A 23,005-nucleotide genomic window follows, 5' to 3' on the forward strand; every position below is an offset into this window, starting at 1 on the left:
TCAAGCTCCTTTATTGCTTATAATATTTTATTCTATACACGTTTCAATAGAAAGTCATAATAAAAAAATAATCTACATTATTGACAGATAATTCAGGCGATTGTAAAGTAAGAACAAGGAGAAATTGAAGTTCCACTTCAATTTTGAACAAAGGGGGAAACTATATGGGTGCAAAACAAATGAGAAAGATTTGGATTGCTAGTTTAGTAGGGAGTTCAATTGAATGGTTTGATTACTTTTTGTATGGTACAGTTGCTGCACTCGTTTTTAATCAATTGTTTTTTGTGAATGAAGATCCAACAGTAGGTTTGTTACTTGCTTACGCATCATTTGCTTTATCATTTTTTATTAGGCCGTTTGGTGGAGTAATTTTCAGCCATATTGGAGATAAGATTGGCCGTAAAAAAACATTAGTATTAACGTTGAGTTTGATGGGGATTGCAACTTTTGGGATGGGGTTACTTCCTACATATCAAGCCATTGGCATCTGGGCTCCAATATTATTGATTACTTTAAGATTAGTGCAAGGGTTAGGTATTGGTGGCGAATGGGGCGGAGCACTTTTACTTGCTGTAGAATACGCACCAAAAGAAAAAAGAGGATTATATGGAGCTATTCCGCAAATGGGTGTAACGATTGGTATGGTATTTGGAACTGTTGCATTGTCTATTATGACTTTACTTCCTGAAGGTTCTTTTATGACATGGGGATGGCGTATACCATTTTTAATAAGTGCATTTTTAGTTTTATTTGGTTTATGGATTCGTAAAGGAATTGATGAGACGCCTTCATTTAAAAAAGTTCAAGAATCAGGTGAGATTCCAAAACTACCAATTATAGAGACGTTGAAAAACTATTGGCGTGAAGTATTAATTGCTATTGGAGCCAAGGTTGTAGAAACAGCACCTTTTTATATTTTTGGGACATTTGTTGTATCCTATGCAACATCAAATTTAGGTTTTTCTAGAACAGTCACGCTAACTGCCGTAATGATTGCAACAATTATAACGACGATTTTAATTCCAATAATGGGGAGCTTATCAGATAAATATGGTCGCAAAAAGTTATACATTATTGGAACTATTGGAATGATCCTATTTGCATTCCCTTATTTCTGGATGTTACAGCAACAATCGGCCGTATTACTTGTAATAGCTACAATCATCGGTCTAGGCGTTATTTGGTCGCCAATTACAGCCGTACTAGGTACAATGTTTTCAGAAATTTTCGACGCAAAAATTCGTTACACAGGGATCACATTAGGATACCAAATTGGTGCAGCTGTAGCAGGAGGAACAGCTCCATTAGTAGCAACAGCTCTTTTAGTTAAATTTGATAATTCTTATGTACCGATTGCGCTATATATTATCTTTACAGCAATCGTTTCATTAATCGCTATTTGGGCTGTTAAAGATCGTAGTCAAGAGACTTTAGATACTGACATACAAAAAGATTCTAAAATAGAAGATACGGAAAAAATCCCAGTCGGGACTATGGAGTCGTAATGATAAAATTCATTGGAGGGTTTTTGATATGTTGATATTAAATGAAGATCAAATTATGAAAAGCTACAGTATGAAAAATGCTATAGAGGACATTAAGAAGGTATTAATAGCAAAAGAGGAAAACAAAATTGTGAACATGCATCGTACTGTCATAGATTTTCCTGATTATGATGCGTCTGCACTATATATGCCAAGTGCCGATTTAGTAAGTGAAGTTGCAGCTGTAAAGGTGGTTACCATTTTCCCTAAAAATTCTCCAATGGGGTTACCAACAACTCAAGGTGTCTTATTACTAACTGATGCAGAGAATGGTACACATATGGCTATGATGAATGCCTCGTATTTAACTCGACTTAGAACGGGTGCTTTGAGTGGAATTGCTACTGATTATTTATCTAAAAAAGATGCAACTATACTAACAGTAATCGGTACAGGTGGGATGGCATTTGAGCAAGTACTAGGGGTATTAGCTGTAAGATCTATAACTAAAATATTACTAGTCAATAAAACAACATCAAAAGCACATCGTTTTGGTAATAAATTGGAAGAGCACGGTGTGGAGATCCCTTTTGAAGTAATAGAAGAAGTATCTGAAGCAGTAAAGCTAGCGGATATTATTTGCTGTGCTACTAGATCAACTAGTGCCGTTTTAGATGGAGATCATTTAAAGCCAGGCGTTCATATTAATGGCATAGGTTCATATTTACCAAGTATGCGCGAAATTGATGAAACATCGATTTTGAAGGCTAAGAAAATTGTAGTAGATGATTATAATGGTGTAAAAAATGAAGCTGGAGAATTTATTCATGCTGTTGAAAAAGGTATATGGTCATTCGATAATATATATTGTGAACTTGGTAAACTTGTCACAGAAACTAGTAAAGGTAGAGAAGATGAAAACGAGATAACCATTTTCAAATCAGTAGGTGCAGCTTACTATGATTTAGCAGTCGCAAAAGGAATATTTCAAAAGGCAAAGCAACAAGGAATCGGTATTGAAATTGATGTGTAATTTAAGGTACAAAAGCTCTTAAGGAGATGCTTAATAGATAATAAAGTTCGTTGAAAGTAACCTCTTTGCGTATTATATCTGCAAGAGGTTATTTTTTTATTTTTCGAAAGAGAATGGAATCAGGGTTTAGAGAATTTATTTAGATTAAATTACGTGGATAATCATGAAAATTATAAGGAGAGCATTACAATGCTTCATGCTGTCGAGGATGTTGGAATTAATCATATTAATTCTAATGGTGGTCATAACTAAATGCTGATCACCCAAAATGATTTTTAGTTTACATAATATTTATATCTTATTCACATATTACTAATTATCGGATTCTTCTCATAGTCTTAGATTTTTCGACTTATTAGCAATGAGAATTAGCGATACATACGTCGAATACACTTTAAAAGTGATCATTAAACAATGTTAAAATTCCTTAAGTAATGCTCTTTGAAAAGAGAGAAATTGAAGTAATATATAGTTAGAGACGATTGATTGCAAAAATTCCTGGGAAACGGTAATTAACGAACAACTATCAATAAAACTACATAGAATATTCGTGTATATATAATGAAAGTGCCATTCGTCTAGCAGCTAGATGCTACATCAATCGACACGAATATTATCTTTAGGGAAAAGTCTCGAATGGAACTTTTTATGACCTGACCCATAACATTAATGAAACGGAGGGAATCGTAATAAAACACTTTAAAAATAAGCGTTATTGGATACTTATGCCACCATTTTTTATCATTACAATATTACTTATTGTGCAACTTCCTAGCGAATATAAACACTATTCATTTTTAGTAGTCATTATATTTTGGGTGGTTTTAAAAAGTTGGGATTTCTACTCAAAAATTAAGAACGAAGTAAAAGAAGAGAACTCATCTAAAAAATAGGAACGTTCGAGCGCTTTTGTTATGTTCTTCAAATTGACCTGAGCGTAATCCATGTAACCAAGTACCCGTCAATATGATTCTCGAATCGTCTGAGCGCTGTTCTGTGGATCACTAAAAAATATAACCAGTTTCGTAAGGCACTGATTTTATCGAAAACAGTTCTTTAGACTGCAGCTTTCTACTCGAATGGAATTTATACTATGCTAAGCAAATGGAGGAGAGGCATTTATGGTTAAACAATTGATTGTTGGCGACGCAATGCATGAATTGGCTACTACACGTCGCATTCTGGAACGCTTATCCGAGGAACATATGCCATGGAGACCACATGAGAAATCGATGATGCTTGTCGAGCTGGCCACACACCTGATCAACCTGCTGAACTGGCAAATCGCAATTCTTCAGTACCCAGAGTTTGATCTTTCGACCGTGCCACTGCGACGGAAGCCTTTGGAAAAACAATCTGACGTTCTCGATGAGTTTGACGCAAACATCGGTAAATTGAAAAATTTTCTGACCGAATGTGACGAGAAAACGCTCGGTGAGGAATGGACGCTGCGCCATGGTGACCAAATCATCCGCCGCGAGCCCGAGCAACTGCGTTCCGCACTTTCGGATTAAACCACATGGTCCACCACCGGGCATAGCTCGGGGTATACTTGCGCCTACTTGATATTTCGGTGCCGGGCATCTACGGTCCCTCGGCCGACGAGGAAGCCCAATGAACTAAGTTTTTCTGCAAAATGTATGACAATAAGTGCATCTACTAATAAATGGCTGTTCTTCAACGACAAAATTAACAACTACTGATAACTGAAACAACACAATACGAGGAGTATATTGAAAAAAAGGAATTTCTGATGATGGAAATCGTTTTTTTTACTTTAAAAAGGAATATTGCAATTTTGTTAGAGTCTAAAACATGGTATTTAGAACGGATTTTTCAATCGCTAAGTTATAACTAGTATTATGATTTAAACTTTTATAATCAAAGTTTAAATAATATTAATTAGCGTAAATTATACATTAAAGTGTAATAATGGTATTGTATAAAAAGATAGACTTTTCACTTAATTCAAAAAAGGAGGAGTTTTCATTATGATATCTTTTTCTAAACCAGATGTAGAACAGTTTTTACGAACATTTTCGATTGGGGATTTTGCGATTAGTCCAGATGAAAAACAACTAGTTTTCAGTACTAATTTAAGTGGTAAGTATAATTTATGGGCCATGAATTTACCAAATACGTTCCCGACACCGCTTACTTTTATTGACCAGAGCTGTAAAGGACTCCTCTATGATAAACAAGGACGGTTCATCATTGCCGGTTTTGACCAGAATGGGGACGAAAATACGCAGTTTTATGGACTTCCGCTTCAAGGTGGGACAATGAAGAAAATTATTTATGAAGAAGGAACCCGCAATGCTATGCCAATTTTATCAGAAGATGGGAACAAGCTATACTATACATCTTCGAAAGGAAATCCTACGTATTTAAATGCATATGCCTATGACTTAGTGACCGGTGAGGAAGAAACAATTCTTGAGGGAAAAGATGCGCCCACTTTTTTAATCGATTTTAGCCCTAATGAAGAGGTAGCCCTCTACTATAAACATTTTGCTAATACGTATACACTCCTATACGCCAAACGAGGAGAGGAACATATTCTCCTGACACCGCCAACAGATCAGCAACATACTGTCAGTGACGCAGTTTTTGTATCCAATGAGCTCATCTATTTATTAACGAATTACAATGCTGATTTTACGTATTTGGCTTCGTATAATTTAGAGACAAATGAGTTTGTAAAATTGAAGGATTTGGAGAATGAAAGCTTTACTTCGTTGAAATATAACAAAAAAAAGCAGTGCCTGTATGTAATTAGTGAAAAAGGTGTAGAAGATCGTTTATACATGCATGATTTGCTATCGAATAATTGGGAAGAACTAGATTCACCATGCAGTGTCATCGAAAAGCTTATCGTCACAAAATCCGGTAGTTTGTATTTATTAGGAAGAGGGGCTACGAATCCGCATAATATTTATCAATTTAAGGAAAATGGATGGGCATCTTTAACGGGATACACAGTTCCAGGTGTAGATCAAAGCGAATTAGTTGAGCCGGATGTGATTACTTATTCTTCCTTTGACGGACTTGAAATAGAGTCCTTATTTTTCAAAGCTAAAAAGGAAAATGATAATGGTGAAATCATCTTTTGGCCGCATGGTGGTCCGCAAGCTGCAGAGCGTAAATTTTTTAGAGCTTCCTTCCAATTCTTTTTAAATCATGGCTATAGCATCTTTGCTCCGAATTTCCGCGGTTCGACAGGCTATGGATTGGCTTTCATGAAAATGGTAGAAGGAGATTGGGGACACGGCCCACGCCTTGATAATGTAGCTGGTCTCGACTGGCTCATTGATAATAACTACGCTGAAAAAGGCAATATCTTATTGATGGGCGGAAGTTATGGTGGATACATGGCCTTATTGCTTCACGGTAGACATTCTGAGTATTTCAAAGCCGTAGTGGATATATTTGGTCCATCTGATTTGTTCTCATTTATCAACTCGGTTCCTGAAGACTGGAAGCCAATTATGGATCAATGGGTAGGAAATCCTGAAAGAGACAAGCAAAAACTCATTGAATACTCACCATTAACGTATCTAGAAACCATGGTCAAACCAATGCTCGTAATCCAAGGAGCGAATGACCCACGTGTTGTGAAAGAGGAATCTGATCAAATCGTGCAAGCTTTAAAAGATAAAGGGCGTGATGTCGAGTACATGCTTCTTGAAGACGAAGGACATGGGTTCTCTAAAAAAGAAAATGAAATTGCTGTTTATCAAAAAATCCTCTCATTTTTTAATCAATTCGTTGGATCTAAAGTGAAAGCATAACGATGTGTATCACTCCGATTGGGAAGAAAACTATTCTTTAAGTAATGAGTGTGTAAGTTGATGGAAATACTGTTTGAAATTAAATGAAAAGACTAGGTTCTACTATGATAGAACCTAGTCTTTTTCATAAACCAACAAACATCCCTTTTGTTACCACATAAACTCCACACATGTTCTAGTGAGGGATCAAATCCACTTGAAGATATTTCAGTAAATCATATCAAGTTGTCTCGGATTTTCAGGGTGGATTGTGAAGCCTGTGCGGAAACCACAGAAAGGAGTTACTCTCCTTGAGATTAGTACAGTTCAAGTAAATTCAGTACTGTAAAAATACAGGTAAGTGCTGATTTGTTTGCAAAAATTCCTGACATATACAATTAACGAACATTTTCGGTGTAACCATTACGAATATTCGTGTTTAAATAATGAAAATGCCATTCTTTCATCGGCTGGATACTATATCAATCGAATAAAACACGAATTTTATCTTTTGAAAAGGTTTAAATGAAACGGGGGGATAATAAAACACTTTAGTTGAACAGCAATTAGGTTTATTAGGTTAATACAAAAAATTGAAATAATAATCGGTGATAAAGCGAAATAAGAGTTTTTACTATTTTTAACCAATCAAATATATTGAGGTGATTAGTGATGACACTTAAATGGCTGTGGATATTGGTTATTGCGTTTAGCTTACTAGAATGGATTTCAATCCCATTCATAGGTGCATTTACAGGAAAATTATATCAATTAGTTGAAGGTGTATTAATAATTACTTTTATTATTTACCCATTATTTTTCGTGACTTCTCTTTTACTATTACAAAGGGGAATTAAAAAAATTGGTGCAGTAATTTTGCTTATTCCACTAATCGTGTATGCACCCTTGCTAATAAATCTTCAAACATTGCTTAAATAATGTACTTATTGAGCTAGCTGAACAGTTTAGTGAGATAAATTCAAAATACATCGAATAAAAGGACGGGGCAAAATTTAAATTTCGATATTTTAGTTGTCTGTTTATGATGTTGGTCTTACTTTCTGCTTGTAATACTAGAATAGAACCAAAGGAACTTTTAGGAGGAGTATATACAATTGTATTGGACTCTATTATGGAATGAGATGAAGCTTTAAGTAGTAATATGAAATTCATAGCTATTGATATGAATAATTTTGAGGACGTAGAGGAATACAATGTCTAAAAAGTTCTTGTCCATATACAATACAAATACAGAGGGTATTATGGAGAGTGGACGTATTCAAGCCCCTACTCCAATGCAAATAATTTTAGTTTACATAATGTCACTACTTTCTAATTATCGAAAGCTTCCTATAATTTATCGTTCAAAAGGGAATTTTTCGTTTAAATAATGCTAATTATCGTTTAATGTGGATTTGTCCAATATGTATGAAAATTATTCATAAGTGTGAACAAACTAAGCTGGTTGATACCTTCTCTTACCAAAGGATAAAAAGTTGATATGGAGTTTGAATAAAGATTGATCAAAATGACAGCTTTCTTTATTAATAACTGTTTATATTAATAATAATTCCAAATACATTGAAAAATAGTCCTTAACTGTCATATAAAAACAGTTAAGGTTTTTTATGAAAATTCTTTGATATATTGGTAATGTATGTTATATTACAAATATAACATACATTATACAGAGAGGAGGGTGGATTGCTTTGATTTTTCATTTAGAGTTTGAGTCTAAAACACCAATTTATATACAGCTTATCCATTGTATTATTGCAGGTATTGCAAAGAAGGAGCTTGTTCCAGGTGAACGATTACCATCTGTTCGCTCATTGGCAGCAGATATAGGAATCAATTTACACACGGTGAACAAAGCGTATAAAGAGCTGGAACAAAAAGGATTTATTCTAAATCATCGTCAAAAAGGAGTTCTGGTTAATCCAGAAGGAGTTCCAAAGGCAGATGTATCTTTTCAGGAAGAAATGAAAGAAATATTACATCCCCTTATTGCAGAGGCCATTTGTCGAGATGTAAATAAAGAAGATTTTATGAAGCTTTGTGAAGAGATTTTTACTTCATATGTTCAGGGGGGAAGCTAAACGATGGATCATATCATTTGGATGTCAATTATTTTATTCATACCTATTTTTATTATTTTGATTGGTATGCCGTATTGGACACGACGTACAGAGAGTTTTGGAGTTTCTATTCCGTCTGATGTCTATATGGATAAAAAACTAAAAAAAATGCGAAAACAATATGCTTCAGTTATGACAGCTTTTAGTATTGTTATACTATTTATTTTTTATTTAATCGTAGGAAAGCATTCTCCAAACGATGGAGAGACAATGGGGATTGTTTTATCGATAACTATACTTGGTTTTATGATTATTTCATTTTTAATCTATTTAGTATTTCATAAGCAAATGAAACAACTGAAAGAAAAGGAGAAATGGAATGAACAAAGACAACAGAAGATTGTACTACAAACAAATTTTTATCAGCAAAAATTAATTTATTCTAATTACTGGTTTTTAATTGCTTTTGCTTTAGTAGCTGTCACGCTATTTATTACCTTTACGCAGTATGGAAAAATTCCTGAACGGATTCCAACACAATATGATTTATTTGGTGGGGTTACCAATTGGACAGAAAAATCATATCGATCTGTCTTAATCATGCCAATAACACAAATCTATATGATTGCATTATTCATGTTTATTAATTGGATGATTGGTAGATCAAAACAACAGCTGAATGCTCAAAATCCAGATGGATCAATAGAACAAAACATTATTTTTCGTAGAAGATGGTCGGTTTTCCTAATTGCTAGTGGAATCTTGCTTACAGTTCTTTTTAGTGTAATCCAGCTATCATTTATTTATTCGATTTTAACAACTTATATGACTGTAATTTCATTAATGTTTCCAGCAATCATGATTATTGGTGTGATTGTACTTGTCATTACAACTGGACAGGGTGGAAGTCGTGTGAAAAATGTAAGAACGGCAGATGGTACAGTAATAAATCGTGATGACGATCACTATTGGAAGCTTGGTCAATTTTATTTTAATCGAAATGATCCCTCATTGTTCTTAGAAAAACGTTTTGGAGTTGGCTGGACAATAAATTTAGCAAAGCCGCTTGCTTGGTTAATTTTAATCGGAATTTTTGTAATAGCTGCTGGCTTACCAATATTACTAAGTAAATAGAGATTTCAAGACCATCTGAAATGTTAGCCTTACTCTCCTAAATTCCCATTTTCATTATAATAATAATTGCTCTTGTCATTGGACTTTTCACTCAATGGGACACGCTTTCAAAGATGCAGTAAATTCGTAAACGGTTAGACAAAGCTCTTTTTTGTTTTATCAGAAAAATTCACTCTTATAACAAAACTGGGTTGCTTTGTGTATAACAGATTTATTATGTATAGTAACCAATGCAGTTTGGAGGCGAGGTTATGATCTAGATTGGCAATATACATATGAGAGAGCCCGATATATCCAATTTATGTTAATTTCAAAGAAGGAGAAATATAATGAGGAAAATAATTTTAATGGTATTGGTAATGGTACTTTGCTCTGTATCAGCTGCTTCTGCAAATGAGGGAATGTTGACACCTTCAGGGATACCTTATGCTGAACTAAAGGATCGCGTGGATAAATATGCATCTAAATTCATTGGGACATCTACTGCTGGAGCAAATGTGTTAATTGTGAAAGACGGAGAAATTTTCATGAATACGTCTTATGGCTATGCAGATGTTGAAAATCAAATAAAAGTCACAACAGATACTGTTTTTGAATGGGGATCTGTTACGAAGCTTCTTGTGTGGACCAGTGTAATGCAGCTTGTAGAGCAGGGAAAGTTGGAATTAGATGAAGATATTCGCACGTATTTGCCGGACGGATTTTTGACAAAACTGCAATATGATACCCCTATTACGATGTTGAATCTTATGCACCATAATGCTGGGTGGGAGGAGAAATCTACAGATTTATTCTATAAGTCAGCGGATGAAGTAAAGCCCTTAGAAGAAACGCTTCACATTATTGAGCCTTATCAAGTGCATGAGCCAGGAGATGTGGTCGCCTATTCGAACTATGGTGTGGCACTCGCAGGGTTTATTGTAGAACAGCTCGCGGATCAGCCATTTTATGAATATGTTAATGAACATATTTTTTCTATTTTGGAGATGAAGGACACAACGATTCATCCTACACAGGAAGATAACCTAGATATAGCAACGAACAGAGAAGCAGTTTATGGATACAGTGTTAATAGCAACGATGAATTTAGTATTTCAAAAAATAAACGGGTATTTATTGGTTTGTATCCAGCTGGTAGCGCAATTGGTACGATTACGGATGCAGCGAAATTTATGGTGGCGCTCATGCCAGCAGATGGCGTGAAAAGTCCCTTTTTTTCAAAACAATCGTACATTAGATGAAATGCTGACGACGAGTGATTTCTATGGTGATGGCTTTCCTCGAAATGCGCATGGTTTTTGGGAAGGGCTATATTCAGTAGATGTATTGGAACATGCAGGAAATACAGATAGTTTTTCGAGCAATTTCACTTTTTCAAAAGATGAGCATTTGGGTGTAATTGTCATGACCAATCAAAGGGGTGAAGTAGGGCTGAGTTATGGCTTACCAAAATTCGTGTACGGCGAGTATTCTGCAGTGGATGGCAATCAAGTACTGCCAAATACGCAGGAGCTTGAAGGAAGTTACATTATGGCAAGACATCCCTATAAAGGTTTTAACAAGTTGTACGGGGCGCTAAGTATTAGGGATATTGATGCGACAGATTCGAACAAACATATTTAATGTTTTTGGGATGACATATGAACAAATCGCTTCGTATCTTTATAAATCTACAGATGATCATAATATATATCTTCATATTACGTTGAACGATGGTGAAGTGGAAAAGATCTCAATGCCGACAATTGATATACTACCGGTCTCTCAAAGTACGAAAATCTTTAATATGTTCAGTATCGTGGCAGTAGCTTTCAGTGTCCTATACACTCTCATTGCTTTACTAATCGTGTTGATCCAAGCGATAAAGCATCGAAAAAAAGAAGTTCAATTTACAGTGATGAAGAAGTGGGAAACGCTATTACTCTTAGCGGGTATTGTACCTGTTATTAATTTCATAATTATAACTTTCAGAACTTTTAATTATACTTCTTATACTGCGCTGAATATTCATTTCTTGGTGAACTATGCGTATATCGCCATCGTAGCAATTAGTCTAGTGTCCCTGCTAGTGCAGTGGAAGAAAACGACAACAACGCGTGGTCAAAAAATCGGCTATGTACTTTCTTGTGTCTCTGCGCTACTACTGGTTGTCTTAATTTTTAGCTGGGAGCTTTATTATTAAATTGACTCTATTATATCCTTACTTTTGTAATTTTCGCTTCAAGTCAGTGAGTTCTAGGGGAGTAAGCAATAAATAGGATTAGAAGAAACTAAAACACATCATAAGATAAGGAGATGAAAGAATGGGAATCCTAGATATTAAAAATTTTTCAAAAGTGTATAAAGGTCAAAAAAAAGCTGTCGATAACATAAGCTTATCTGTAGAAAATGGCGATGTTTTTGGATTTATAGGTCATAATGGAGCAGGGAAAAGTACAACAATCAAATCAGTAGTAGGAATCCTAGATTTTGAGGAAGGCGACATCTACATTGATGGGCATTCTATTAAGAAAGAGCCTCTTAAATGCAAATCGACATTTGCTTATATTCCTGATAGTCCCGAATTATATGAACATTTGACAGGAATCCAGTATTTAAATTTTGTAGCAGATATTTTCGGAGTTCCGGAAGATGTTCGAGTAAAGAGAATAGAAGAACATTCTGGAATGTTTGGAATAACAGAAAGTCTTGGAAATCTAATATCCTCTTATTCTCACGGAATGAAGCAAAAGTTAGCAATAACTGGGGCTATTATTCATGAACCAAAGCTTTTGATTCTGGACGAGCCATTTGTAGGTCTTGATCCAAAAGCAGTAGTTGTTTTAAAAGAGATAATGAAGAAAATGACTGCTAAAGGGAATGCAATATTTTTTTCTACACATGTCTTAGATGTTGCAGAAAGGCTTTGTAATAAGGTGGCTATGATCAATCATGGAAAGCTAGTTTATAGTGGTACGATGGATGAAATCATACAAAATCAAACATTGGAAGAGTTCTTTATGAAGGAGTTAAAAGATGAGACATTTTCTAATTCTTCTAAAAGTTAGGATTATTTCGCAAGTAAGACTTAATACCCTAAAAGGTAAAGCCAGTATTGGTGATAAAATGGTTATTATCGGTATACTTCTTCCGTTTGTTATCGTGCTAGCGTATATTACAGGTCTTGCATATATGCTGAATGAATATAATATGAGAGAACACATACTTGCATATTCATTTTTATTGAGTACTGTTCTATCATTGTTTTTCGCATTTTTTAGTGCTAGTGATGAATTATTTGGAAAAAGAGATTATGATACATTAATGTCACTTCCTATTAAAACGTCCATAATAGTTGTAAGTAGATTCTTTTATATATATTTCTTGAATACGGTAGTATCTTTAATAATCATGCTTCTAATGGGAGCAGTATATTTCTCTACAGGAACAGTAAACGGAGTTTTTTGGATAAAGATACTGATTGGAATACTTACAGTTTCATTAGTACCATCAATTGTAGCGTCAATTGTTAGTATATTAGTTTTAGAAGTTTCATCGAGATTAAAATATTCTCGTGCGGTTTCTTCAATTAGCTATATGTGTATTATTTTATTTTTAGTATTAGCACCCACATTGAGTGGTTATAAATTAGATCCAAGTGATATGAAATTGATATTAACAAATATATTGAATCAGTTTAACCAAGTGTATCCAATGTTTTATTTGTATAATAAAATACTGGTAACTGGAACAGTGGGAGATTTTCTTATATATATAGCAGTTTCATTAGTGTTAACAGTGATTTTCATTATTGGTCTTTCGTTTGTATACAAACGACTAAATACTAAAATTCGATCAATGAGTAGTAACAAAAAATATGAAGTAAAAACATTAAAAAGATCAAGTATTTTAAAAGCATTATATATAAAAGAAATCAAGCGACTATTTTCGTCCACAACGTACATAATGAACAAAGTGTTCGGAATGATCATGATGGTTATTTTTACGATTTCTTTAATGATTTCAATCACAAAAGTGATGGAAAATATGCCGATCGATAATATTAATACAGTAGAGATTCTGTATGGAGTAACACCGTATATAATGTCATTGATGGTATGTCTATCAAATACAAGTAGCGTGTCTTTTTCACTTGAAGGAAAAAATATTTGGATAATCAAAACTTTTCCATTGTCGAAAGAATTGGTTGTAAAGAGTAAGATACTTGTTAATCTTACGGTTACAATACCTCTTACGATTATAAACGGAATAATAATCGGAAGAGTGTTTGGGGCAACATTATTTGATTCCATCATATTAGTACTTCTTCCATGTGCATTTGCAGTATTTTCAGCAATATACGGAGTTGCTATTAATTTAAGATTTGTAAATTATAGTTGGCAATCAGAACTCCAAGTAGTAAAGCAGAGTGTATCAAGTTTATTGGGGATGTTCGGTGGAATAATTCTGGTACTCATTGCAGCAGTTCCAAAAGTACTATGGTCTGGTTCGATAGCAGGCATATATGATGTTGTTACTATTTTAATTTTAAGCATAGTAACTAGCATGTTATATGCTAAAACGATAAATGGTGAGCCTATTTAATTTGGGAAGAGCAGTGTGAAAACGAAAATAATCAATAATACTGAAGAAAGTAAGCTAAATAAAGACCGCAATTAATTGAAAAATCTGTGAGAATGGAGATTATTATGAATAAATCTAAAAAGTCAGTACGTATTATTCCTTGGATATTTTGTGGCTTGTTTTTGGTGTTATCAATTATTGGTGTACAAAATATATCGGATGAGATTCCTATTACCTTCAAATTAAACGGTCCCAATTGGTACGGCAGTAAGTATTTTATCTTTATATATCCTGTATTGTCTTTTTTTATAGGGACTACTGGAACGTTAGGTGGAGTAGGGAAAAAGAAAAATACTAAATTAAAAGGAAACTTAGCATTTATTATTATTGGGAACTTAATAGTAGGTGGACTTGAGGTTTATACAATCTTATCATATTGGAATATGTAAATAGAGATATTCGTGGGCTTCAATTTAAAGATAGTATAAAAAGCTTTATGCATTCGATTTGTAGACATGAATTTTAGTTTACATAATATTAATATCTTGGTCACAACTTTCTTATTATCGGATGTTCCTATAATTTATCGTTCAAAAGGGGATTTGCGAACTGGACAAGATGAAGAGAATACACTGACAAAAACAAAGATAGAGAAACTCATTTACCAATATGGGTAGAGGTCGAAAATGTTTCGATCGATGTTAAGTCGAAAGAAGTTGCTTTAAAGATTCTTACTTTATTCAAATAGGAAACTACCTGATGCAGTGTAATGTTATTATACAATCTGAGAATAGAAATTATAAAAGGGTCACTAAGTTAAGGTGACCCTGAATGAGGGAGGATGTGACGGTCAATCAACGCCACAACCCAATAAGTGCGAGCGATACACTCCATATAAATTTGTTCAGGTAGAGGTTACTTATACATAAAAAAAACGCAGCGTGGTCACACGCTACAGCAAACTAATGAACATTATTAGAAAGAATAATCAAAAGGTATTGTTTAGAAAGGACAATAAAATACGGCTAATAAATGTGAGGTTTATTTTGTAATAAAGAGTATAGCAAGGATTAAGAATGGAATGTCCATATTACTTTACATGTGAGCTAATAATAATAAGTGTTATTCCCGTAAATAGGCAAATGATTCTCGCCACAGGAATTTTATCAGCTAGTCCAAATAATGCAATTGCTGTCGTTACGATTAAAACAGTTGGACCAACCAATGCAAGCATTGTATTAATATAGAATGCTTTTTCTAAATTATTCAACTTTAGCATCAACAATCCAGCACTTACTTCAATACTTCCAGACAATACACGTAAAATAACCATAGCAAGAACCGATTTTTCTATAATTGTCATCATCCTATCTTTATAAATAATTTTCGCTTATATTATAATTCCATCATTAGGATAATTATAGCGTTCTGTTTTAATGAATTACTAAACCAATATATGTATTATTCTTATCAAATATTCAATTAGGCTTTATAGTGTTAATTTTATAGGTGATTTTCTAGTTAAAAGTTCTTCAAAGAATTTATTAATGCAATCAGTTTTATAAATCCATTTTCTGTTTTTAAAAGGAAATAGTATAGATGCATATAATAAAATCCTAAAGATTTATGGGAAAGGTAGTACTTTTACAAGATGCAGGCTTTACATTTAGTTCAGAAAAAAGCAAAAAAATCGCTATCTTCACTGTAATGTGAAGGGCGATTTTTTAAACTTAATCTTACTAATAAATTTCATGTTAAATAACCAAATAACTTACAGTTACTATTCGTGTTTTAAAATTGTTAATCCATTTTTCTTGCCAGAAGCAATTAATTGTTCCGCTTGTTTTTTTGAAACAGGTTGATTTGGCAATTCAGTTGCAGAAGTGACAGGTCTAGCGATATCACGAATGACATTTTCAAAATCAGTTGATGTAAGGGATAAAATCGCTTTTACAGTATTTGTTTTTAATTTGAACGTATGAGATTTCCCTCTTGGTACAAAGATTGTATCACCTGCAACTGCATGAATTTCTTGCTCCTCTAAAAAGAATGTAATTTCTCCTTCAACTATACGCCAGATTTCATCTTCATTTTCATGAATATGAAACGGCGCTTCTAATCCTTTTACTTCAATAAATTCAAATACTGAGAAATTCCCGCCAGTTTCTGTACTTAATAATAAAGGTTTTACGCGAGCTCCTAAAAAAAGATAATCTTCATTCGTCAATAATTCAGTCATATCATTTTCCCCTTTATTGATAACGATGTGTAGTAGTTTAATAAAAAGATTTGTCACGTTCATCATTTTATATATTAAATGATAGATATTCAAGTGGAACACCTTCGGAATTGACTTATTCTTAGTAAAAGACGGAAATAGTTTGATTTTAAGGGTATAGATATAATATTTATAATTAATACAAATAGGTGAGAATTCATGACATATTTACGTATGCATTACCAAACTGCTTATCGATACTGTAAAATAGTGAAGAAATCATCTTTATATTAGGAAATAAGATATTTCTAATAAAAGATAAAATCAATTTTTTGCAATTATAACAAACATCAATTAATATATTAAATGATAGGGGATTATTATGAAATACTCATTAAGAAGAATTCGATTAAGCTATATTGCCTGGTTTCGTTACACCCGTTTTTTTAACCAAAGTATGACCTGTAGCAATCGTCATTTAGCCAAGTGGGGATTACGGACAGGTCAGTTTGATATTATTAGTCATTTAAAAGAAGGTGAACGGGTTACGCAATCAGAATTAGCGAACCGTCTTGTAGTGACCAATTCAAATATTACCCAAATCTTAAGCAAACTAGAAGTAGCAGGCTTTATTCAACGTGAACAAGAGTGGAAGACAAAATATATTTCACTTACACCAAAAGGCGTTGCACTACGAAATGAAATTGTCCCTGCACAAGAGCAATTCCGAGCAGGGCAATTTGAGAATTTAACAGAAGATGAACTTGAACAGTTGATCCAGTTACTAAAAAAGGCGAATCAAGGAGTGCATGAAGAGTGAATATTTTACGAAATGAACAAGCATATTCAAACGGTGGAGGCGTATTTTCCCTACAAATTCATCGACCAGGTTTAATCGATGGAATCTTTGAAAAAGAGGATCATGCATTTGGTCCACTTAGCCGAATTGACCACGCAAAAATTGGGAAAGGTACAATGATTCGTATGCACGAACATATTAATGATGAAATTTTAAGTTATATGTGGCAAGGCGAAATGCTACATGAAGATTCATCAGGCTTGAAAGAAACTTGCTCACCAACAAAGCTAATGCTAATGGGTGCTGGGAGAAGCTTCTTCCATGAGGAATCGACACCAACAGGCCCTGTTGAAATGCTACAAGTATTTATACGTCCGTCTGAAAAAGATTTTGAGCCTCGCGTTCAATTTGCGGAAATGAAACTACCAGAAGTCAGTGACTGGCGTTTAATTGCAGGACCAACAGAAGCGAAAGCCCCACTTGAAATTCGTCAGCAAATCATTGTTTATGATGTACACGGAAAAATAGATGAAGCCTTTACATTACCGATTGTGGCAGGCTATACGCCTTGGCTATATGTAATGGATGGCGAAATTATGGCACATGGGGAAAGCCTATATAAAGGCGATGCAATTTCAGGTACTGCGGAAGAGTTAACAACAATACAAATAACAAAAGATTCAACCGTTGTTCTATTCCTAGTCGACCTAAAGGCCCCAATGACACTTGCTGGTAATTTTAGTGGTGTCAAACGATTTTAAAATATAAAAGGTAACAGGTCTGTCTCAATAAAGTGACAGACCTGTTACTTTTTAGAAAGAGTAGGATCTGGTATCGACAGTCACCACTTAGGTTTCCAAACCTGTACAAAACTCAACAGGCAAGAGACTACCTAAAAGTGCCATTGTCATTTGGAAGGTTTTTCCGAATAGTATTAATATAATGTTCCCGATTGGTTTGAAGTTTTTTAAAAAGGAAAAATGTCTGCACATAGTAAAGAGCAGACGTTTTTTTGTGGAGATATCTTGATATGAAGATGTACCATTTGAAATGTAATTTCCTAAATTTAATATGGGACTTAGAAATATATTAGTTATGTGGGCGTATTAACAATACATAAAAGAAACAGTTATTAAATAAATAAAAAATTTATTTCCGTACTATTGCAATTAAACAATAGGGAGCATAATATAAGTGTATAGTTATATATTGATTTAATCACCTGCAATTAATTGGTGATTTTATTTTCAATAATATATAAGTAAATGGTTATATAAGGAGCGCAGATAGGATGGAAAATACACTAATTGAAAAACAATTAAAAGCAACAGCTGACTTGAATCGCATTAAATTACTTGCATGTATGAAAAATGGGGAGGTATGTGTATGTGATTTTGTGGATGTCTTAGGCATTTCACAGCCAGCAGTTAGTCAGCATCTTCGAAAATTAAAAGAGGCAGGCATTATTATCGAACGAAAGGTTGGTACATGGAAACATTATCGTTTAGTTGAGGAGCAGACACCACTTATGAAAGGTATTTTAGACCAAATTGAGCCATTAAATGGATGCAATTGTGGCTCTGACTGTACACACATAGGGGAGGAAAATTAATGGATAATGATTCTTTAACAAAACAGCTTTCGTTTTTAGATCGCTATCTCACTCTTTGGATTTTTGTTGCAATGGGGATAGGCGTTTTATTAAGTATTTCAATGCCTAATATTGGTGAAGCATTAGAGTCTATGTCAGTTGGCACGACATCTATACCTATTGCCATAGGGCTGATTGTTATGATGTATCCACCTTTGGCAAAAGTAAAGTATGAGGAAATGTGGCGTGTGTTCAAGGATTGGAAAGTTCTTTTATTGTCACTTTTCCAAAACTGGTTACTTGGTCCGTTTCTAATGTTCTTCTTAGCCATTATATTCTTGAGAGACTATCCAGAGTATATGGCTGGGCTCATTATGATTGGGTTAGCTCGATGTATTGCAATGGTAATCGTATGGAATGATTTAGCTCGTGGAGATCGCGAATATGTAGCTGGTCTAGTTGCATTTAATTCTATTTTTCAGATTGTAACATATTCAATTATTGCTTATTTTTTCTTAAATGTATTACCTGGTTGGTTTGGATTAGAAAACTTTAATGTATCCATTTCTATGTGGGAAATTACAAAAAGCGTTCTTATTTACTTAGGGATACCATTTGCTGCAGGATTCCTAACACGATTAATAGCTATAAAAACAAAAGGGAAACAGTGGTATGAGGAAAAGTTCTTACCAAAAATTTCACCACTTACTTTAATAGCACTTCTATTCACAATTGTGATGATGTTTGCATTAAAGGGTGAAAAATTAGTCGAACTACCACTCGATGTTGTACGAATCGCTATCCCATTATTCATTTATTTTGTTGTGATGTTTGCAGTTTCATTCTTTTCTTCACGTAAAGTAGGTGCATCTTATCCTGTCACAGCAGCCCTTTCTTTTACAGCTGCAAGTAACAACTTTGAGTTAGCAATTGCTGTAGCTGTAGGTGTTTTTGGACTTCATAGTGGGGTGGCTTTTGCTGCTGTTATTGGTCCACTTGTCGAAGTGCCAGTACTTATTGGACTTGTTTGGGTTGCCTTACGTTGGCAAAAGAAATATTTTAAAACCATTAAATTATAGGAGTTCTTCAATTAACAGAAGTCACAATTCATGCAGAAGAAGAGAATGGCGAATTGGGTTTAGTCTTATTAGGATATTCACCAAAATCCTGCTGATGAAGTTGATATTCCACATGAGTAAAGGTGAAAAATACATTGTCACAGCAATTACATAAGCTGATAAATAGGAGGATGAAAACATGACAGTAAATCATGCCAGTGTGTTAACAAAAGAATACTTCATTTCCTATTTGACCCTTATTATTACTAGTAGAGATTATACAGTAGCTCAAGCCAATTCATTTGCTTTTGATTTCTTCTTTAAAGGGGATAAAGATCGCTATGGTTCTTCAACATGGTGCCAATTCGAGAAAGCAAAAATAGAAATTGAGAAAAAAATGTGTGAGATTGAAGCATATTAATTCCAAGTTATAAGTATAACTGCGTCTAGCTTAATGCTAGACGTAAAAAATAAACTGTATATAAGGAAATGCTTATATTGAAACTTTATAGAAAAGAAGGGTTTATTTATGAAAACATTTAATATAATTCAGCAAAATAATTCTTGCTGTACTACTAATAACATTAAAGCACAAGAGGCTTTTAATGATTTAAATACGAATTTACCTACTGTAATAATTGGTGCTGGTCCAATCGGGTTAGCTGCAGCTGCTCATTTAGTGGAACAAAATCAATCCTTTATATTACTAGAGGCTGGGCGTGAAATAGCTCATAACATTCGCACTTGGGGTCATGTTACACTTTTTTCTCCATGGCGATATAACATCAATAAAGCTGCTAAAACCTTACTTGAGGAAACGGATTGGCAAGAACCTAACTTAGAAACATTACCGACTGGACATGAATTAATTGATCTCTATTTAAAACCTTTAGCAGCGTTAGCACAAATAAAACCTTTCATTCAATTAAACTCGAAAGTAGTGGGCGTTTCACGTCAATTAAATGATAAGATGAAATCAAAAAATCGTGTAAATCAGTCCTTTATTATATATATTGAAACGGAAGACGACATAAATGTCATTGAAGCTAAAGCTGTTATTGATGCAACAGGTACTTGGGGAAACCCAAACCCAGCAAAGTCAACAGGTATTTGGCTTCAAAATGAAAAAATATTAGCAGGTCGCATAGAGTATGGTATTCCAAATATTCATACGAATACTAAAAGATATGCTAACAAGAAGATCGCGGTTATTGGAGGCGGTCATTCCGCTATCAATACTTTATTATCTCTGGTTGAATTACAAAAAGAAAATCCTTCAACGAAACTTGTTTGGATTATGCGTAAAAAATCTGTTGAGGAAGTATATGGTGGGGAAGAAAAAGATGCCTTGAAAGCACGCGGAGCGCTAGGTGTACGTATTCATGAATTAGTAGATGCAGGTAAGATTGAAGTAGTGACACCATTTTATATTTCAATGGTGAAAAAAGATGAAAAAATAAATATTGTTGGTACTACAAATGGAGAACAAACAGTATTAACAGGATTCGATGAACTCATTGTAAATGCAGGGAATCGACCGGATTTTTCAATAAACAGCGAACTACGTCTTTCCATCGATAATGTAACAGAGAGTGTGCAAGCATTAGCACCACTCATTGATCCTAATATGCATAGCTGTGGGACAGTACGAGCGCATGGAGAAGAAATATTAAGACAGCCGGAAAAAGGTTTCTATATTGTCGGAGCCAAAAGTTATGGACGCGCACCAACATTTTTAATGGCTACAGGTTTTGAACAAGTCCGATCAATAACTGCCTATTTAGCAGGCGATGAGGAAGCTTCGCAACGTGTGGAATTAGAGCTACCAGAAACAGGCGTATGCAGTAGTAATCTTTCCAATCAATCCAATACATGTTGTTAATTATTCGACTGTTAGCAATTGCTAGCAGTCCTCTTCTAAATAATAAGGAGGAAATTGAATGGCAACATTGCTTATTCGAAAAATGGAACACAAAGATTTAAAAGAGGTATTAAACATCTATAAAGAAGGAATCGATACTGGGATGGCCACGTTTGAAACATATGTACCGAGTGAACAAGTATGGGATGAAAGACATCATGCAACTTTACGCTTTGTAGCAGAGGAACATAACAGAGTGATTAGATGGATTGCCATCTCACCTGTCTCTACACGCACTGTATATTCTGGAGTTGGGGAAGTAAGTGTTTATATATCAAATAAGAGTAAAGGGAAAAGTATCGCCTCCAAGCTGCAGCACCACAAAATACAGATAAAAATTTTGTGAGTTTTTTGTTCGTTAAATTCTTCAAATCATCTTATTCACTTTGATTTTAAACGTTAAATAGTAGTTTGAAACACACCAGAGAAATAGCATTCAATTTTTCCATTCACATTTCATCAGTAATTGATCTCCATTTAATTTTGCAGATAAATTTCCATCCATCTTTATCATGAGGCTTTTTGCAATATACAATCCTAAACCTGTACTTCTCTTTGTTCTTGTTTGATCAACTTTATAAAAACGGTCAAAAAGAAGGGGGAGGTCTTGTTCTTTTAATTCTTTGGCAGGATTCATTATGTTAAGTTGAACAGATGACGAATTTTTAACAAGTTGAATAGTAATATTGCCACTCGAATGTTTAATCGCATTGGAAACTAAATTTTCTATTACACGTTTAACAGCTGATGAATCGCCTGTAATATAAATTTCATCATCTGGAATAAGGATTGATGGTTCGATCTGTGCTTTATTGAAATCATCATAAAAACCAATTAACACTTCAACTAGCAGTTTATTTAATTTGAGGTTCTCCACCTTTAATGGATAATCAGCTGATTCAATAGTCGATAATTCAAAAAACTCATCTAATAAAACCTTCAATCTCAGTGCTCCATTTTTAATGTTCTTTTGGTATTTTATCCTTTTCTCAAGACCTATATCATCGGATTCTAAAAATTGTATATAACCTAAAATAGACGTCATTGGCGTACGAATATCATGCGAAATATTTGCAATTGCCTGCTTCATTTCATTTTCAGTTCTTAATTTCTCAAAAATTGCTTCATTTGTTAAATCAATTTGGTCATTAATATTTTTTGCTAAATTCTCAAGATCTTTGTCATAAAATGTTAGATCTATTTTCTTTGAGATTACTTTATTGTTTAACTGATTTAATTGTCGAGTAACTCGTTTTAGTTCCAGTTTCAATAAGTAAAAGCGAATGAGGATAAAAAATACAGCTATAACAGATATAATTACTATATAGATCATCATTTCACTCGCCTTTCTTTTTA

Annotated in this window: 22 protein-coding genes and 1 pseudogene; 20 read left to right on the forward strand and 3 right to left on the reverse strand. The window is 34.0% G+C overall.

Going from position 1 to position 23,005, the window contains the following annotated elements:
* Positions 1-164: 164 nt before the first annotated feature.
* The 13 genes and pseudogenes from AC3WSK_RS06615 to AC3WSK_RS06675 all read left to right on the forward strand — a co-directional run bounded on the left by AC3WSK_RS06615 (position 165) and on the right by AC3WSK_RS06675 (position 14,511).
* Positions 165-1,505, forward strand: a complete 1,341-nt coding sequence (locus AC3WSK_RS06615; protein ID WP_079562587.1) for an MFS transporter — start codon at positions 165-167, stop codon at positions 1,503-1,505.
* 28 nt (positions 1,506-1,533) lie between these two features.
* Entirely contained in the window at positions 1,534-2,517 is a 984-nt protein-coding gene (locus AC3WSK_RS06620) for an ornithine cyclodeaminase family protein (RefSeq protein ID WP_079562588.1), read from the forward strand.
* Between the two features lie 1,121 nt (positions 2,518-3,638).
* Positions 3,639-4,135, forward strand: a pseudogene (locus AC3WSK_RS06625) (DinB family protein).
* Positions 4,136-4,508: 373 nt separating this feature from the next.
* On the forward strand, positions 4,509-6,308 hold the full coding sequence (locus AC3WSK_RS06630; RefSeq protein ID WP_492413213.1) for a S9 family peptidase: 1,800 nt from the start codon (positions 4,509-4,511) through the stop codon (positions 6,306-6,308).
* A gap of 651 nt (positions 6,309-6,959) precedes the next feature.
* Positions 6,960-7,226: a hypothetical protein gene (locus AC3WSK_RS06635; protein ID WP_079562590.1), complete on the forward strand. Its 267-nt coding sequence runs from the start codon at positions 6,960-6,962 to the stop codon at positions 7,224-7,226.
* 770 nt (positions 7,227-7,996) lie between these two features.
* Positions 7,997-8,386 carry a GntR family transcriptional regulator gene (locus AC3WSK_RS06640; protein WP_079562591.1) on the forward strand — a complete coding sequence of 130 codons (390 nt, stop codon included), beginning with the start codon at positions 7,997-7,999 and terminating at the stop codon, positions 8,384-8,386.
* Positions 8,387-8,389: 3 nt separating this feature from the next.
* Positions 8,390-9,499 (forward strand): DUF1648 domain-containing protein, encoded by a 1,110-nt coding sequence (locus AC3WSK_RS06645; protein WP_492413216.1) that lies wholly within the window; start codon positions 8,390-8,392, stop codon positions 9,497-9,499.
* A 329-nt stretch (positions 9,500-9,828) separates the two neighbouring features.
* Positions 9,829-10,740, forward strand: a complete 912-nt coding sequence (locus AC3WSK_RS06650) for a serine hydrolase domain-containing protein (RefSeq protein ID WP_492413218.1) — start codon at positions 9,829-9,831, stop codon at positions 10,738-10,740.
* 1 nt (position 10,741) lies between these two features.
* The gene (locus AC3WSK_RS06655) at positions 10,742-11,122 is read left to right on the forward strand and encodes a hypothetical protein (RefSeq protein WP_492413220.1); all 381 of its coding nucleotides are present in this window, start codon (positions 10,742-10,744) and stop codon (positions 11,120-11,122) included.
* Positions 11,094-11,681, forward strand: coding sequence for a hypothetical protein (locus tag AC3WSK_RS06660; RefSeq protein WP_492413222.1), 588 nt, complete (start codon positions 11,094-11,096; stop codon positions 11,679-11,681). The genes AC3WSK_RS06655 and AC3WSK_RS06660 overlap by 29 nt, the downstream gene beginning before the upstream one ends.
* Positions 11,682-11,808: 127 nt before the next feature.
* Positions 11,809-12,546 (forward strand): ABC transporter ATP-binding protein, encoded by a 738-nt coding sequence (locus AC3WSK_RS06665; RefSeq protein WP_492413376.1) that lies wholly within the window; start codon positions 11,809-11,811, stop codon positions 12,544-12,546.
* On the forward strand, positions 12,515-14,083 hold the full coding sequence (locus tag AC3WSK_RS06670; RefSeq protein WP_492413224.1) for a permease-like membrane multi-spanning protein: 1,569 nt from the start codon (positions 12,515-12,517) through the stop codon (positions 14,081-14,083). The genes AC3WSK_RS06665 and AC3WSK_RS06670 overlap by 32 nt, the downstream gene beginning before the upstream one ends.
* 104 nt (positions 14,084-14,187) lie before the next feature.
* The gene (locus AC3WSK_RS06675) at positions 14,188-14,511 is read left to right on the forward strand and encodes a hypothetical protein (RefSeq protein WP_492413226.1); all 324 of its coding nucleotides are present in this window, start codon (positions 14,188-14,190) and stop codon (positions 14,509-14,511) included.
* A 641-nt stretch (positions 14,512-15,152) separates the two neighbouring features.
* Here the strand turns inward: AC3WSK_RS06675 and AC3WSK_RS06680 are convergent.
* The gene (locus AC3WSK_RS06680) at positions 15,153-15,428 is read right to left on the reverse strand and encodes a YqhV family protein (protein WP_079562595.1); all 276 of its coding nucleotides are present in this window, start codon (positions 15,426-15,428) and stop codon (positions 15,153-15,155) included.
* Between the two features lie 414 nt (positions 15,429-15,842).
* The gene (locus AC3WSK_RS06685) at positions 15,843-16,301 is read right to left on the reverse strand and encodes a cupin domain-containing protein (protein WP_427483676.1); all 459 of its coding nucleotides are present in this window, start codon (positions 16,299-16,301) and stop codon (positions 15,843-15,845) included.
* A gap of 361 nt (positions 16,302-16,662) precedes the next feature.
* Here AC3WSK_RS06685 and AC3WSK_RS06690 point away from each other — a divergent pair, with 361 nt between their 5' ends.
* The 7 genes from AC3WSK_RS06690 (at position 16,663) to AC3WSK_RS06720 (ending at position 21,995) form a co-directional block, all read left to right on the forward strand.
* Positions 16,663-17,100 carry a MarR family winged helix-turn-helix transcriptional regulator gene (locus tag AC3WSK_RS06690; protein ID WP_079562597.1) on the forward strand — a complete coding sequence of 146 codons (438 nt, stop codon included), beginning with the start codon at positions 16,663-16,665 and terminating at the stop codon, positions 17,098-17,100.
* The gene (locus AC3WSK_RS06695; protein ID WP_427483675.1) at positions 17,097-17,840 is read left to right on the forward strand and encodes a pirin family protein; all 744 of its coding nucleotides are present in this window, start codon (positions 17,097-17,099) and stop codon (positions 17,838-17,840) included. Before AC3WSK_RS06690 ends, AC3WSK_RS06695 begins: the two co-directional genes overlap by 4 nt.
* Positions 17,841-18,370: 530 nt before the next feature.
* The gene (locus tag AC3WSK_RS06700) at positions 18,371-18,691 is read left to right on the forward strand and encodes an ArsR/SmtB family transcription factor (protein ID WP_079562599.1); all 321 of its coding nucleotides are present in this window, start codon (positions 18,371-18,373) and stop codon (positions 18,689-18,691) included.
* Entirely contained in the window at positions 18,691-19,749 is a 1,059-nt protein-coding gene (gene arsB, locus AC3WSK_RS06705; RefSeq protein ID WP_492413230.1) for an ACR3 family arsenite efflux transporter, read from the forward strand. Before AC3WSK_RS06700 ends, arsB begins: the two co-directional genes overlap by 1 nt.
* Positions 19,750-19,927: 178 nt before the next feature.
* The gene (locus AC3WSK_RS06710) at positions 19,928-20,149 is read left to right on the forward strand and encodes a hypothetical protein (protein ID WP_079562601.1); all 222 of its coding nucleotides are present in this window, start codon (positions 19,928-19,930) and stop codon (positions 20,147-20,149) included.
* A gap of 108 nt (positions 20,150-20,257) precedes the next feature.
* Positions 20,258-21,610: an NAD(P)-binding domain-containing protein gene (locus AC3WSK_RS06715; protein ID WP_492413232.1), complete on the forward strand. Its 1,353-nt coding sequence runs from the start codon at positions 20,258-20,260 to the stop codon at positions 21,608-21,610.
* A 58-nt stretch (positions 21,611-21,668) separates the two neighbouring features.
* The gene (locus AC3WSK_RS06720; protein WP_492413233.1) at positions 21,669-21,995 is read left to right on the forward strand and encodes a GNAT family N-acetyltransferase; all 327 of its coding nucleotides are present in this window, start codon (positions 21,669-21,671) and stop codon (positions 21,993-21,995) included.
* Between the two features lie 90 nt (positions 21,996-22,085).
* Here the strand turns inward: AC3WSK_RS06720 and AC3WSK_RS06725 are convergent, their stop codons facing one another.
* Positions 22,086-22,985, reverse strand: a complete 900-nt coding sequence (locus AC3WSK_RS06725) for a sensor histidine kinase (protein WP_346426992.1) — start codon at positions 22,983-22,985, stop codon at positions 22,086-22,088.
* Between the last annotated feature and the right edge of the window lie 20 nt (positions 22,986-23,005).

It is taken from the genome of Lysinibacillus sp. EB271-A1-10B (genome assembly GCF_058791335.1).

Bases quoted from the DNA above. Each gene is read 5' to 3' on its own strand.
- AC3WSK_RS06680 (WP_079562595.1), bottom strand. From the start codon at position 15,428: ATGATGACAATTATAGAAAAATCGGTTCTTGCTATGGTTATTTTACGT.
- AC3WSK_RS06720 (WP_492413233.1), top strand. From the start codon at position 21,669: ATGGCAACATTGCTTATTCGAAAAATGGAACACAAAGATTTAAAAGAG.
- AC3WSK_RS06715 (WP_492413232.1), top strand. From the start codon at position 20,258: ATGAAAACATTTAATATAATTCAGCAAAATAATTCTTGCTGTACTACT.
- AC3WSK_RS06700 (WP_079562599.1), top strand. From the start codon at position 18,371: ATGGAAAATACACTAATTGAAAAACAATTAAAAGCAACAGCTGACTTG.
- AC3WSK_RS06685 (WP_427483676.1), bottom strand. From the start codon at position 16,301: ATGACTGAATTATTGACGAATGAAGATTATCTTTTTTTAGGAGCTCGC.
- AC3WSK_RS06725 (WP_346426992.1), bottom strand. From the start codon at position 22,985: ATGATGATCTATATAGTAATTATATCTGTTATAGCTGTATTTTTTATC.
- AC3WSK_RS06630 (WP_492413213.1), top strand. From the start codon at position 4,509: ATGATATCTTTTTCTAAACCAGATGTAGAACAGTTTTTACGAACATTT.
- AC3WSK_RS06635 (WP_079562590.1), top strand. From the start codon at position 6,960: ATGACACTTAAATGGCTGTGGATATTGGTTATTGCGTTTAGCTTACTA.
- AC3WSK_RS06620 (WP_079562588.1), top strand. From the start codon at position 1,534: ATGTTGATATTAAATGAAGATCAAATTATGAAAAGCTACAGTATGAAA.
- AC3WSK_RS06710 (WP_079562601.1), top strand. From the start codon at position 19,928: ATGACAGTAAATCATGCCAGTGTGTTAACAAAAGAATACTTCATTTCC.
- AC3WSK_RS06650 (WP_492413218.1), top strand. From the start codon at position 9,829: ATGAGGAAAATAATTTTAATGGTATTGGTAATGGTACTTTGCTCTGTA.
- AC3WSK_RS06645 (WP_492413216.1), top strand. From the start codon at position 8,390: ATGGATCATATCATTTGGATGTCAATTATTTTATTCATACCTATTTTT.
- arsB (WP_492413230.1), top strand. From the start codon at position 18,691: ATGGATAATGATTCTTTAACAAAACAGCTTTCGTTTTTAGATCGCTAT.
- AC3WSK_RS06690 (WP_079562597.1), top strand. From the start codon at position 16,663: ATGAAATACTCATTAAGAAGAATTCGATTAAGCTATATTGCCTGGTTT.
- AC3WSK_RS06675 (WP_492413226.1), top strand. From the start codon at position 14,188: ATGAATAAATCTAAAAAGTCAGTACGTATTATTCCTTGGATATTTTGT.
- AC3WSK_RS06660 (WP_492413222.1), top strand. From the start codon at position 11,094: ATGCGACAGATTCGAACAAACATATTTAATGTTTTTGGGATGACATAT.
- AC3WSK_RS06655 (WP_492413220.1), top strand. From the start codon at position 10,742: ATGCTGACGACGAGTGATTTCTATGGTGATGGCTTTCCTCGAAATGCG.
- AC3WSK_RS06670 (WP_492413224.1), top strand. From the start codon at position 12,515: ATGAGACATTTTCTAATTCTTCTAAAAGTTAGGATTATTTCGCAAGTA.
- AC3WSK_RS06615 (WP_079562587.1), top strand. From the start codon at position 165: ATGGGTGCAAAACAAATGAGAAAGATTTGGATTGCTAGTTTAGTAGGG.